Origin of the sequence: Siminovitchia sp. FSL W7-1587, assembly GCF_037963795.1 — a bacterium.
Taxonomy (GTDB): domain Bacteria; phylum Bacillota; class Bacilli; order Bacillales; family Bacillaceae_C; genus Siminovitchia; species Siminovitchia thermophila.
Window position 1 is genome coordinate 3,685,057 of record NZ_CP150169.1, and the last position, 13,740, is coordinate 3,698,796.

Annotated in this window: 10 protein-coding genes, 1 pseudogene and 1 other annotated feature; of the genes and pseudogenes, 8 read left to right on the forward strand and 3 right to left on the reverse strand. The window is 40.4% G+C overall.

Annotation, left to right across the window (positions count from 1 at the left end; all coding sequences use genetic code 11):
- Nucleotides 1-10: 10 nt before the first annotated feature.
- Both NST31_RS17430 and dnaI read left to right on the forward strand, forming a co-directional pair.
- Nucleotides 11-1,441 carry a replication initiation and membrane attachment family protein gene (locus tag NST31_RS17430; RefSeq protein WP_339162238.1) on the forward strand — a complete coding sequence of 477 codons (1,431 nt, stop codon included), beginning with the start codon at nt 11-13 and terminating at the stop codon, nt 1,439-1,441.
- Nucleotides 1,425-2,360: a primosomal protein DnaI gene (gene dnaI / locus NST31_RS17435; RefSeq protein ID WP_339162241.1), complete on the forward strand. Its 936-nt coding sequence runs from the start codon at nt 1,425-1,427 to the stop codon at nt 2,358-2,360. The genes NST31_RS17430 and dnaI overlap by 17 nt, the downstream gene beginning before the upstream one ends.
- 179 nt (nt 2,361-2,539) lie before the next feature.
- Here dnaI and NST31_RS17440 read toward each other — a convergent pair.
- Nucleotides 2,540-2,725, reverse strand: a pseudogene (locus tag NST31_RS17440) (hypothetical protein); the annotation flags it as partial.
- A 208-nt stretch (nt 2,726-2,933) separates the two neighbouring features.
- Here NST31_RS17440 and NST31_RS17445 point away from each other — a divergent pair.
- Both NST31_RS17445 and thrS read left to right on the forward strand, forming a co-directional pair.
- Complete coding sequence (locus NST31_RS17445) at nt 2,934-3,740, forward strand: putative sporulation protein YtxC (protein ID WP_339162243.1); 807 nt, start codon at nt 2,934-2,936, stop codon at nt 3,738-3,740.
- 61 nt (nt 3,741-3,801) lie between these two features.
- Nucleotides 3,802-4,022: a binding site (T-box leader), on the forward strand.
- 42 nt (nt 4,023-4,064) lie between these two features.
- Complete coding sequence (gene thrS / locus NST31_RS17450; protein WP_077110112.1) at nt 4,065-5,996, forward strand: threonine--tRNA ligase; 1,932 nt, start codon at nt 4,065-4,067, stop codon at nt 5,994-5,996.
- Nucleotides 5,997-6,549: 553 nt separating this feature from the next.
- Here thrS and NST31_RS17455 read toward each other — a convergent pair.
- Complete coding sequence (locus NST31_RS17455; protein WP_171973818.1) at nt 6,550-7,095, reverse strand: YusW family protein; 546 nt, start codon at nt 7,093-7,095, stop codon at nt 6,550-6,552.
- Between the two features lie 560 nt (nt 7,096-7,655).
- A complete protein-coding gene (locus NST31_RS17460; RefSeq protein WP_077110115.1) occupies nt 7,656-8,528 on the reverse strand; it encodes an ATP-binding cassette domain-containing protein in 873 nt (290 codons plus the stop codon).
- 682 nt (nt 8,529-9,210) lie between these two features.
- On the opposite strand from NST31_RS17460, the gene NST31_RS17465 reads away from it, so the two are divergent.
- The 4 genes from NST31_RS17465 to NST31_RS17480 are packed head-to-tail and all read left to right on the forward strand — an operon-like array spanning nt 9,211 to nt 13,335.
- Nucleotides 9,211-10,122, forward strand: coding sequence for a class 1 isoprenoid biosynthesis enzyme (locus NST31_RS17465; RefSeq protein WP_339162247.1), 912 nt, complete (start codon nt 9,211-9,213; stop codon nt 10,120-10,122).
- A gap of 18 nt (nt 10,123-10,140) precedes the next feature.
- A complete protein-coding gene (gene comX / locus NST31_RS17470) occupies nt 10,141-10,302 on the forward strand; it encodes a competence pheromone ComX (protein ID WP_339162249.1) in 162 nt (53 codons plus the stop codon).
- A gap of 47 nt (nt 10,303-10,349) precedes the next feature.
- Nucleotides 10,350-12,698, forward strand: coding sequence for an ATP-binding protein (locus NST31_RS17475; protein WP_339162252.1), 2,349 nt, complete (start codon nt 10,350-10,352; stop codon nt 12,696-12,698).
- Entirely contained in the window at nt 12,667-13,335 is a 669-nt protein-coding gene (locus NST31_RS17480) for a response regulator transcription factor (protein WP_339162255.1), read from the forward strand. Before NST31_RS17475 ends, NST31_RS17480 begins: the two co-directional genes overlap by 32 nt.
- Nucleotides 13,336-13,740 lie beyond the last annotated feature (405 nt).

The window sequence follows — 13,740 nt, forward strand, 5'->3', positions numbered from 1 at the left end:
TGTGTTTGGCGTGAAGCAATATTGGAATGAAGTTCAGCCTGTCGATAGTCTTTTTGTTACAATGAACGGTGTACTCCATGAATATGATAAGAAAGTGATTTCACTTTTATACCAGCCTCTTATCGGAGTAGTCAGTACAAATTTATACAATACACTTACATATGCCGTGGAAAAAAACAGCCTATCTTCAAATGAATGGAACCATTATCAACTGATGAATTTAATGGAACTCAACTTGGAAGAAATTTACGAAGCAAGATTAAAACTGGAAGGGATCGGACTTTTAAAAACTTACAGAAAAAGCACCGATGAAAAAAGAGCCTATATTTATGAACTTCAGCCCCCGTTATCTGCCGAACAGTTTTTTACAGATGGTATGTTAAATATCTATCTTTATCAAAAAATAGGCCACACTCACTTTATGAAACTGAAAGGCCAATTTTTGGAAAAAAATATAAAATCTGCTGAATACAAAGAAATTACCCGCACATTCCAAGATGTGTTTACTTCAATGAGCGTTGAAGCATTGCATTCAGGAAAAGGTGAAAAGGCGAGCGAACCTGAAGAGAACACTTCCTTTGTTCAGCGAAAAACGGCGGAGCCGATTCAAATTTCTGGAAATCATTTTGACTTTGATTTGTTATTATCAGGTTTAACAACTTCTATGGTTCCCAGAAAACTGTTGACGCCGACTGTAAAAGATACGATCAAAAAGCTGGCGTTCCTTTACTCGATCAACGAGGTGGAAATGCAAAAAATCATTCTTTCCAGCATGACAGCAGATGAAACGATTGATCTCGATGAACTGAGAAAATGGGCACGTGACTGGTATCAAATGGAAAATGAAGATATGCTTCCGCAATTGGTCAACCGGCTTCAGCCGCCGAATCTGCGTGAAAGCGAAGGGCCAGGAGATACCAAAGAGAGTAAGTTGATTTACTATTTGGAAACGACATCACCCCGTCAGTTATTAATTGATCTATCGGGGGGCGCACTGCCGGCAATGTCTGATTTGACTGCTGTAGAAGATGTGATGCTTGGCCAGAAGCTTGACCCCGGAGTCATAAATGTGCTGATCCACTATGTCATGTTAAAAACAGATATGAAGCTGTCCAAAAATTATATGGAAAAAATCGCTTCCCATTGGGCCCGAAAAAAAATAAAAACAGTCAAAGCGGCGATGGAATTGGCGAAAAGCGAACATCGCCAATATCAATCATGGGCAAGCAGCAAAAAAGACGGGAAGGAAGCACGGAAAAAACCAATTCGAACGGAAATGCTTCCCGACTGGTTTCTGGATGAAGATCAAGAACAAGTCCCAACAAGCCAGTCACAGACTGCAAAGGGTTCCGATAAACTGGATGAACGTCGCCGCAGATTGAAAGCCATTCAACAAAAATATCAAAAACAGGGAGGTGAAAAAGGTGGAACGAATCAATGATACATTAAGCAGGCTTTCCGGGGGAGAGGTTTTTAAAAGAAGGTTTGAAGATTTGAAGCAGGAAGTGCTACATCATCCCGATGTCCAAGCGTTTATCAGAGAAAACGCGGGACACGTCACGAGAACCATGGTCGAAACCAACTTAATTAAGCTTTACGAATACATATCCCAAACAAAAAATTGCGCGGATTGTCCGGATCTTGCCAACTGTATGAATATGATGGAGGGATATGAACCTTCTCTCGTCATAAATGGCCAAACGATCGAGGTTCATTACAGGCCATGTGCCAAAAAGCTCATTGATGACGAGCGAAGAAAAACAGAAAAATTGATTAAGAGCTTTTATGTTCCGAAGGATATTTTACAAGCCTCCTTTGCCGATTTTTCTTTGGACAGCCCCGGCAGGATTGATGCTTTCGAATATGCGGAAAAATTTGCCGCCGAATTCGACCCGCAAAAGAAAATGAAAGGTTTGTTTTTATATGGAGGTTTCGGTGTCGGTAAATCTTATTTGTTGGGGGCAATTGCCAATCAATTGGCGGAAAAAGGGGTGTCCTCTTTTATCGTTTACGTCCCGGAATTTTTCCGGGAAATGAAACAATCACTTGGCGATCAAACATTGAGTGAGAAGCTGGAGCTTGCCAAAAACGCGCACATCCTGATGCTTGATGACATTGGCGCGGAATCGATGTCAAGCTGGACGAGGGACGAAATTCTCGGCTCTATTTTGCAATACCGCATGCACGAACATCTTCCAACCTTTTTTACTTCTAATTTTGATTTTCAAAGTCTTGAACACCACTTAACTTATACCCAACGTGGTGAAGAAGAGAAGATGAAAGCCAAACGGATTATGGAGCGCATAAAATATCTTGCCAAGCCGATCAAACTTGATGGACCGAACCGAAGACATAAATAAGCCTGCATTTACCGGCCTGTCAAAAATAAAAAGCCCGCCTCCACCGTACTGTCAAAAAACAGCCTGTATCCTGACTATGCTTTGTGAAGGATGCAGGCTGTTTTCATGCTGCCCGCAGTGTAAAGTTAGGCCGCAGGATACATCTCCTGCTTCGTTTTGAATTGAAAACTCCAGGTATTTTCATGTGCCAGATCTTTACGGTTCCAAATGGCGATCTTTAAACGTGGTTGCAAGTCAAGTCAAAAAACGAACTTTGCGCCATGTTTAAGCTTATTTCCAATGATTCCTTCTGGAGGAAAATCAAGCCCGACAAAAGCCCAGACAAACAAAACGGCAAGCCAAAGCCATGTTACAGATCGTGTTATCCCAATGAAATGAATAGTTGCTACTTGGCGAAAACGATGAAAAGCTGGCGACTTTTCCCACAAAGATCTCACAATCCCGTTCCGCAGCTTTTTAACGGCGCCATTCCAGTTAAATCCATCGCTTTTTTCATTCATTGGCATAGCGTGGACGTGCCCTCCATATACATATATCAGTGCAGTAAAGTTTTTGAATGAGGAGGGGGCCGTCTTGGAACTCATTTTTTTAACTGAAGAGGATGCTTGTCAGTTACAATCTTTCTTTACCAAAACGGGCGTACATTTATCCTATACAAAACAACAAAACCGTTATGTATTCTTTTTTCCGCGAAACGAAAACACGGATCGTTATGCAGAAGCTTTAACGGACTTTATTATAAATGTAAAAAGAGCCGAATTTTTGGATAAGATGTTGTCCACTCACTTTTTTTATGAGAATGAAGAGGAGCGCATACAAATTATCGACATTGTTACAGCGATGTGTTTGGGGAAACGAAAAGAACTGACGGCATTTACAGGCAAGATGAATGAGCATTCCATTGTTAAACAAGCTGTAATCGCCGTTTTTGAAACAAGTGATGCCGTTTTGTTTGATTCTTTGTTAACGTTTCGGCTGCAAGATTATTATGATGCGCTGAAGAAATATTTGTGTGTTGCCATTGATGAATATAAAATGGAGCAGGATTATCAAATGTTTGTTAACATGCTCAGAGACTATTTACACAAGCAAGAGCCGAAAAAAAAGCTCGTTCACTTGTCACTAACGGACCCTGTATGTTTTTACGATGAAAACTCCAAAGTCATGACAAGGGATGAAGTCATGAAACTGGTGGATCGCCGCCTATTGTTCAATCATCCTGTTTATATTGACTCAGCCGTGATCGCTCCGCTTCTTTCCATCGCGCCTAATGAAATTTTACTTTACACCGATTCTGAGGAAAAAGCGATTATCCGTACATTGTTAAACATTTTTGAAGAAAGATTGAAAATTCTTCCTCTTGCCGATTTCCGTAAATGATCAGTCAACCCCTTGCATTTCCTCAAACAACGATCTATAATAACCTACATAATCATATCATGAAAAGGTTATGACAAGGACATGAGTGTTCACTTACGGTTTACAGAGAGGGAAGATGAAGCTGGGAGCTTCCCAACACGATTTGAATGCTTACCCCCTTGGAACTCCATTCGCGAATTTACAGTAGTGAATGGCGGAGACTTCCGTTACATCTTCTGAAAGTCATTGGCTGTTTGCCAATGAGAATTAGGGTGGAACCACGTGAACAAACTCGTCCCTTTCTGGGGGGCGGGTTTTTTTATTTTGGAAAAGGAGAGGATAGCATTGACTGAACAACTACAAATTACTTTTCCGGACGGAGCGGTGAAAGAATTCCCAAAGGGAACGACAACTGAAGAGATAGCAGGGTCAATCAGCACGGGTTTACGGAAAAGTGCGATAGCCGGTAAACTGAATGGCCGTTTGCTCGACCTGCGGACGCCGATCCAGGAAAATGGAAGCATTGAAATTGTCACGGCGGGCAGTGAAGAAGCACTGGAAATATTGCGCCATAGTACAGCACACTTAATGGCCCAGGCGGTTTCGCGGTTATATCCGGGCGTCAAACTCGGTGTCGGTCCTGTTATTGAAGGCGGGTTTTACTATGACATGGATTTGGATCATTCCTTGACACCTGAAGATTTGCCAAAAATTGAAAAAGAAATGAAAAAAATCATCAGTGAAAATTTGGAAATCGTACGGAAAGAAGTGGAGCGAGATGAAGCGAAAAAGCTTTTTTCCCATGATCCGTACAAGCTGGAATTGATTGACGCCATTCCGGAAGAGGAAAAAGTCACGATCTATGAGCAGGGTGAATTTTATGACTTGTGCAGGGGCGTACATGTTCCTTCTACAGGGAAAATAAAACAATTCAAGCTGTTAAGCATTGCAGGCGCATACTGGCGCGGTGACAGTAATAATAAAATGCTTCAACGCATTTATGGAACGGCGTTCTTTAAAATGAGCGAGCTTGAGGCTCATCTCAAAATGCTGGAAGAAGCAAAGGAGAGGGATCACCGCAAGATTGGAAAAGAGCTCAGCTTATTCACAAACTCGCAAAAAGTGGGACAAGGGTTGCCGCTTTGGTTGCCAAAAGGAGCAACGATCCGCAGAATTATCGAACGCTATATTGTGGATAAAGAAGTGGAGCTTGGCTATGACCATGTCTATACACCTGTTTTGGGCAGTGTCGATTTATATAAGACAAGCGGCCATTGGGATCATTATCAAGAGAACATGTTCCCGATCATGGACATGGACAATGAACAGCTTGTCTTGCGGCCCATGAATTGCCCGCATCACATGATGATCTATAAAAATGAAATCCACAGTTATCGCGAATTGCCGATTCGAATAGCGGAACTCGGCACGATGCATCGCTATGAAATGTCAGGCGCGCTTTCCGGCCTGCAGCGGGTTCGCGGCATGACATTAAATGATGCCCATATCTTTGTCCGGCCCGATCAAATCAAAGAAGAATTTATCCGGGTTGTTCAATTGATCGAAGAAGTATATCGGGACTTCGATTTAAAGGATTATTCATTCCGCCTTTCGTATCGTGATCCAGAAGATACGGAGAAGTACTATGATGATGACGAAATGTGGGAAAAAGCGCAGGCGATGCTGAAAGAAGCGATGGACGACTTGAACCTCGATTATTATGAAGCGGAAGGAGAAGCGGCATTTTACGGACCGAAACTGGACGTCCAAGTGAAGACGGCTCTCGGAAAGGAAGAAACGTTATCCACTGTACAATTGGACTTCTTGCTTCCTGAAAAGCTGGACTTGACCTATATCGGAGAAGACGGGAAGCAGCATCGTCCAGTTGTGATTCACCGCGGCGTCGTATCAACGATGGAACGATTTGTCGCATTTTTAATTGAGGAATATAAAGGTGCATTCCCAACTTGGCTTGCGCCTGTACAGGTCGAGGTCATTCCTGTTTCGCCGGATGTCCACTTCGACTATGCCAAACAGGTCACCGATACATTGAAAGCGAACGGCTTCCGTGTCGAAATGGATAAGCGCGACGAGAAAATTGGCTATAAAATCCGGGAAGCACAAATGCAAAAAATCCCTTATATGATCGTTGTGGGCGATCAGGAAGTAAGCTCTGAAACAGTCAACATCAGAAAATACGGCGAGAAAAAAACAGAAACGCTTCCGCTCCGGCAATTTATCGAAGAACTGAAAGAAGTTGTAGAAAAATATCAGTAACCGCCGCTTGAATCAGCTACTCGCGATTACCCGGGAAATCATGGTAGTACAGAAATCGGACGATTGCAAGACAACCAATCATATCGCTGGCAGGTTTTAAGTGGCGGGAATAGCCTTTCCTTTACAGCTCCATTAGAAAAAAGGACGTTCGCCGCCTGTATGATAAGCGAAAATCACCGGGAATGGGTTTGATCATTGTACGGGGATCATTCTTGTGGAGGTTTTGTCCGAGAGAAAAAATAAGGGCTGTTTCGCCAAATCAGATTTCACTGATTGCGGAACAGCCCTCTTAAAATGGCCGTGGACCGGCAAGCTCGTGCCCGTCAACGGCGAATTTGCCAACACGGTCACCAGCCGGCCGAGATCGAGTACCGAGTTGGAAGTGTCCAATAGTCGTTTTTTCGGCTTTTGAACGATTTCAGTCAACAGTATTGCACATGACCAAGGGATCCATTTTACAGCTTTTGTCGATTTTTTGAGTCGTTGGTTTGGCTCGGTATTCGGGAATGTCAGAGCCTACTCCAGTTTAGCAGAGGTTTTTGCGTCTCCAACCTTATTTTCGATCTTCAAACTCTTTCTTCGTTCCGTTTTTTAATACATAATCGAGTTCAAACTTCGTATAATTGTCATCGATTTGAAATGTATCGAAAATTTGTTGCATCGCTTCCTCTTTCGTTGTGTTTTCATCCAGGTGGATGTCTTGCATTAATGTATAAAGCGTTTGAAAAGCCTCTTTTCCCTTTAATTTTTTATCATGGACGGAATCTTCCAATTCCGCACGATAGCTCGCACCGTTGTCATTTACTTCATATTCGAAGTCATATTGCATATCAGGCGCATAATCTATTTCCAGGCTGAACTTGGTAAAAGGGATTTCTTCCATCATTTTTTGTTCATCCATTGCTCTCACATTTCCGTCATCCGAATTATTGCCGCTTTCGTCTTCCCTTACAACGTCATCATTCGTATTAGCGGATTTATCGTTCGCAGACTGTGTTAATTGCTCCTTCGGATGGTTGTCAATGGAAGGATCATCAGAGCAGGCGGCCATTCCAAAAACGGATAAAGATGTTAAAAATACGTAAAACCACTTTTTCATATTGGCGATCTCCTCCAAAACGCATTTGTTATAAAAAGTTTTTCCCATTTCTTTGGAAATAAACATGATTGCGATAGAAACCTTGTAAGGAGATCAATTTTATCATTGTCATTTGCTATTTCAGGGCGTCATTGGGCTTATTCCTTTATCAAGGATTGGCCACGTTTTTTAATTGAAAAGGGCAGATACCCCATAAAGAATACCACCGAGATAAAAGGCAAGCCAGACGATTGGTCATCGTATAAAAAGGTAGCTCACTATAACCTATGATAGCAATGCCAATCATTTGACAGAAGATAAACATCGAAAACAATAAGCATGTTGGTGAAAAAATCCGGTCATTAATTCAGACGGTCAACCCCGCCAGCAAAAAATAACAGCCCATATAAAAGAGATCAATATGAAAAAAAGGAATCTTTTTCTTCGAAATACTGCTGTATGAAAAAAAAGCCAACAACCTGTAAAGATGAAAGGTAAAAATCGTATTCATGAATAAGGCGCATCGTGCAAGCGCCAGGAATGGAAAGCCGCAGCAACTGAATATGGAATGTACAAATGAATCAGCTTAAGCCTTGGGGAACCTCTTTTAAAAGCGTGAGATACCCATCCATCAAACGGGGACAAACTGGTCGGCCTACTGGCTCATCTGATAGGACACGCACAATCATATAGGAATGTTCTTCGTGCATTTGTACAACTTCTTTAGTCGCAATCACTTCATCTAACTCCGCAGGCGGAACGTACAATTCATATGTGCAATGCGCAGCTTTTTCTTTGAGTGTTTCCGGACTGCCTTCAAACAACACTTGTCCATCGCGAATAATGCCAATTTTTGTACACAGAAATTCAATATCTTCTACAATATGCGATGAAATAATAACAGTGTGACGCTGCCCCAACTGCTTTAACAGGTTGTGAAAGCGCACACGTTCTTCCCCAACAAGACCTGCGGTCGGTTCGTCAAAAAGCAGGATCGACGGCTTGCGAAGTAAAAGCTGTGCGATGCCGACACGCCGGCGCATTTCATCGGATAATTCCCGGATTTGCTTATATAAATGATCGGTTAAATGGACTTGCTCCGCAACCTCTTTAATTTGTTTGTGGTATGTGGCAGAGAGCTCGCTTCCTTGAAGGATGGCAATATGTTCAAGCACATCATACATCTTGAGCTCCGGGTAAATCATCAAGTCATGGGGCAAAAATCCAATACGATTTGTACGTTTCACATAAGTGGCTGTACTGATTAATTCCTCTCCAATGAACACGCTTCCAGATTGAAAACTTGCCAATCCCGCCAATATTTTCATTAACGTTGTTTTGCCGGCCCCATTTGGTCCCAATAGACCATACACACCTGAGAAAGAAAGGGACACATTCGATAATATGGGCTGTTTTTTAATGATCTTTGTCAGTCCTTGAACCTGAATCTCCAACGAGCTTCACCTCTTTCCTAAATCCAACGCCTGATTCCGTTTTCTCGTACCATTTTTTAGAAATTGCTGCTGGGGGCAAACATCCAATTGATAAAGTTCATTAGCTTCCGAATCGAAAATTCTACGATTGAACAAGAAGATGACAGAACCCCAAAAAGGAACACTGGTGTTGAAGACCGCTACCAGATGTAGAAAATTGATGCTTTTGCTGAGCATTGCCGATCTCAATAACAGTTTTCGTAATTCTGTAGCTATTCGCAGTTGTGATGAACTAAATCGAGCTTGAAAATTAATAATTTACTTCTGTAAAATGTTTCACATAAAAAAGAGCTCGCTTCATGTCACATAAGGAAGAAGAAATTCATACGCCATCCGTTTTTCTTATATTTTGTTTAAATTATGACATAGTTACTATTCGATTTCACCGTAATTCAAGTTGCGGATTTCCGTAACATATTTGCGCTCAATGGACAATCAAGCTTAAGCGAAATTCTGTTGATATTTGCTAGAAGAAAAGCAAATATATGAAAAAAGACTTACTTTCACATAGCAACCTTTTGCCTATTACGTCATATACCGCAATATGATTTGCGGATAACCGCAAGGAAGGTTGCGGCAAAATTCCGCTAAATATATTAAAATATACATAATAGGAACAATTTACTAGCGGGGAGGAGGAAAGTTGACCAGTGTCGAAGACAGAATCGTACACTCAATAAACTGGATCGTAGATCAGGAAATTCAACAAGAAGATTTAAAAGAAACACTCAAAAAATATGTAGCTGCCCAATCTGCCAAAGGATTTCCTTTTGCAGAACTGACAATTTTACACTATCAAATGCTCAATGGATCGGAGCTGGGCGAAGTAATCCCTGTTGCAGCCGCGATTGAACTATTGGTGTTGTCTTTTGATATCTTGGATGATGTAGAGGATGGTGATGACGATTTAAAGCTTTGGATGCAGGAGCCCAGCGTGGCGTTAAATGCATCTACCGCAATGATTTTTTTATGCGTACATGTCATTAGAAAATCAAAATTGCAGAATAAAGAAAAAGCCGTATCTATCCTCTTGGATTACGCGCTACTTGCCATTAATGGGCAGCATATGGATCTTCTGGGCCATTGCCGCACAGAACAGGATTATCTTGAAATGACGTTAAAAAAATCGGGGGCATTGGTATCGCTCGCTTGTTTGTCCGGGGCCGTGTTGGTCCGTGATGATTATCCGCAAGAGATAAGACAATATCCCAAGTTCATAGGATTGATCGGTCAATTAAATAACGACCTCTCAGATTTAAAAACTTGGGAAGGAAAGAACGATTTATTAAATAGAAAAATGTCGCTTCCTATCATTTACTTATTACATCTTGATGGAAAAGACGCGGACATAATTCGTGCTTATTATCAGGGCACGGTTGAAAAAGAGGAACTGCTGGGCAAGCGGGAGCAAATAAGCAAATTGATCATAGAGAGCGGAGCGCTCCATTATACTGAAATTATGAAAAAAGTGTATCAACAACAGGCGAAGAGTCTGCTGGACAAGCTGGATGTCGAACGCAAATACATTCATCAACTATCTGACTATATAATTTGATAGAAAGGGGAAATAACAATGATAGAAATGGTACAATACTTATTAAACAACCCGGATATTTTAGTCAAGGTGAAAGAGGGCAGTGCGAGTTTGATTGGCGTGAATGAAGAACAACTAACAGCAATCAAGGATGTTTTCTTTGGAGAAAGCATTGTCCCCAAATCATACTTTTGGAAATAAACTTTTAGCTGGGATAGTACACTCCAGCTTCTCCCAAGGTGATGAGAGTGAAATGGTTCCAGAAATCTAATATTATTTTCTCAATAATGGTATTTTTAAAGATGGGGCTGATTCTATATTTTGGCTTATTGATCCTTCAATATCCATTAATTGGTATAGAAGTTGAGCATAGAAACGGAAAATGGATCGTAGAGCATGTGTATGATAAGGGATGGGCTACCAAAAATAAAGTTGAAAAAGGCGATATTGTTCAAGCGATTAATGGCATTGACCCTGGCGAGCATAAAACGGTTATTCGGTTTAATTCGGTTGAGAAAGCCAAGTCCATTACAATCGCTGATCAGCAAGCGAATACGAATACATATGCGATCTCTTATAAAGATGTAGACGTTCAGTATTTCATGTATTTATTTCTGCCCCTTTTACTTTGCCTTGCGACTTTCTTTTTGGGGCTATTTTTTTATTGCGCAAATAAAGAAGAAAGCTCGGCCATGATCCTCGTATGCTTTCTCTTTTCATTGGGATTATGCTATTTAAGCGCTCCGGTATCCGCAAGGGCCGACTTGATCGGAAGAATGACAGTAACAGTGACCTTTCCGGGTTCATTGGTGTTACTGATTCATTTTTTAAAAAGTTATTTTTCGAAACATCATCTCGAGTTTGTAAAAGATCGCATGATAAACATATTGTATATTGCTTACTTTCTAGTGCTCACGAGCCACTTCTTTTTTAATGGCGAGCCCCGTGCTTTCACGAGAATGGTTGAATTGGTTTTTTTCATTTTGTTAGTATGCTTGTTGCTTTTTCTTTTAGCAAGATTGTACTATAAGTATAAACATTCCGAAGGTAAAACGATCATCCAAATTCTTTTGACTGCCTTCGTGATTGCTTTTAGTCCTTTTATCATTCTATATGCAATCCCTCACATTTTTTGGGGGAAAGGTTTTGTTTCAGCTGAATTGGCATCCATGTTTTTATTGGTTATCCCACTTGCTTTCGTTTATTTACAAAGAGCAAAAAAGCTGTTTGATATTGAATTTTTACTCGGCAGGCTCCAGTATTATGCGCTGCTTTCGTTTGCTTTGACTACTTTTGCAATCATTATTTTAATCACAGTTTTCGATATGAAGATCCTTTCCGGTTCCGCTTTCCTATTTTTTTTCTTGTTCTTTATTGTAGCGATTTTATTTTTGTACATTAAGGAATATATCGATTATCGTTTGAGACATCATTTATTTTGCCAAAAGAATCATGTTGAAGCAAACCTTCACAATTTTTTTCAAAAGGCGAAACACGAAACAAAAGTAAATGGGTTTATCGCAAGTTTGCTGAGAGAAATAAAAGAGGTATTAAGGGTAAAAGAAGTTCATTATATCAATATCCAGGAAAATAAAGATCTAAACAGATGGATTGTAAAGAATCAACAAGAATTCTCTTTCAGCGAAGAAATAGAACAAGTGAATTGGAGAAATTGCCACCCTGGTTCACTTATAGAAGTTCAGACGGGGTTTTGTGTTGTCATTGGCGAACATTATCATGTGAAAGAAATTATTTTCTGTGGTTTGAAAAAGTATAAGACCACTTTGAATATTCAAGAAAAAATTTGGCTGGAAAATATCGCCTATTTTTCGAGTGTTTTGCTTGAGAACTTCAAACTGATAGAAGGATTGTTTGAAGAAATCGAACATTACCATAAAACAAGACAAAATGAAAACGAATCCTATCCTTCGTGGCTGTCCAGGCTTTTATTTTCTTTATCGGAAAAAGAGCGAATGAATTTGTCGATCGATCTTCACGACACCATTTTGCAGGATCAATTGCAGCTCCTAAGGGACATTGAAGCAATCAAAACCAAAATGACAGATCCTTATCTCAAAGAAAGTATGTACCACGTGAAAGAAACAATTCTTGATAATATACATCTTATCCGAGAGACATGTAACGAATTAAGGCCACCGTTTCTTAGTGAATTAGGTCTAATTCAATCGATTCAAAATTTAATCGAGCGTGTCAAATTACGTTCCAACTTTCTCCTGCATGCGGATTTGGACCCTACGATTCAAAGGATGGTTCCAGAAGATGAGTTAACTGTTTATAGAGTGATTCAAGAACTTTTGAATAACGCCATGAAGCACTCGAAAGCTTCTGAAGTGAGTATTTCGTTGAAAAAAATCAACCGTGGCTTCATGTTGTCCTATATAGACAACGGGATCGGCATTCGTATGAGCGAACTAAATGATTCCTTCAAAACGATGGGAATATACGGGATCAAAGAGCGTGTGCGCTCCATGGGCGGCAAGATAAAGATCGAATCGGCGCAAAATCAAGGGCTAAAAGTTCAAATCTTATATAGACAGGGGGATAATGAGATTGATCAAAGTGTTAATTGTGGATGACCACCCTGCCATGGGAGAAGGAACCAGGGCCATTATTGAGTCAGAACAAGACATGGAGGCTGAAGTGTTAACAGAAAGTGATAAAATTACGGAAGTATTGAAAAAAGAAACATATGATGTGTACCTGATCGACTTATATATGCCGAAGATGAACGGAATTGAATTGACAAAAATGATTCTGGAATTCGATCCGGATGCAAATATTCTTATTTACACAGGATATGACGTCATCTCCCATTTTAATTTGCTTACGGATGCAGGCGCATCGGGATTTATCAGCAAAACCTGCACACGGGAACAATTATTGACCGCCATTAGATGTTCCTTGAGGGATGAGGCAGTCATTCCTATCCAATTATTAAAACAATTAAAAAGAGTGGAAGCGGCTCCATCAGTCAATAAAGGAAAACAACATTTGGGAAGTATCAGCTTATCCAGAAAAGAACAACAAATTTTAGAAGGTATATCTAAAGGCCATACGAACAGAGCGATTGCCCTAGAACTGTCTATGAGTCAAAGAAGTGTTGAATACCACTTAACCAAGATTTTTTCAAAACTTGGCGTTGGCTCAAGAACAGAAGCGCTGTTAAAAGCAGAAGAACTTGGACTATTATCACTATTCTCTGTGAAAAAATAGACGCAGTGGAGGTTGTAGGGTACGGGACTAATCCAAGTGTCTTTTTTTTGATACTACCGAAATACTTTGCGGAAAACCGCAACATGATTTACGGTGAAAATTCCTGAAAGCTATGTGAAAATTAGGGAGGAGGCTTACAGCTTTAGTGGATCATTAAGGAGTAGAGAGGTCAACTGAAATGGTCAAAGTGACGCGGACATGGATGACGGCTAATGCGTGAATTTTAGTTTAGAAAACGATAATTCAAGTACAAAGTTTTCAATATATTCCTGATCAACACTTTGGAAAAATACATAAAAAAAGCTTTAGAAAGATGAAAAGCTAAAACAGTATACAAACTTCCAGAAGCTCAAATGGTAGTATAATTACCTAATCATGATGCAAAGCAGTTACAAAGGGCCTTAC

What these genes read in the sequence shown, in the direction of transcription:
- NST31_RS17455 (WP_171973818.1), bottom strand. Translation starts at nt 7,095, where the DNA reads ATGAAAAAGTGGTTTTACGTATTTTTAACATCTTTATCCGTTTTTGGA.
- comX (WP_339162249.1), top strand. Translation starts at nt 10,141, where the DNA reads ATGATAGAAATGGTACAATACTTATTAAACAACCCGGATATTTTAGTC.
- NST31_RS17480 (WP_339162255.1), top strand. Translation starts at nt 12,667, where the DNA reads ATGAGATTGATCAAAGTGTTAATTGTGGATGACCACCCTGCCATGGGA.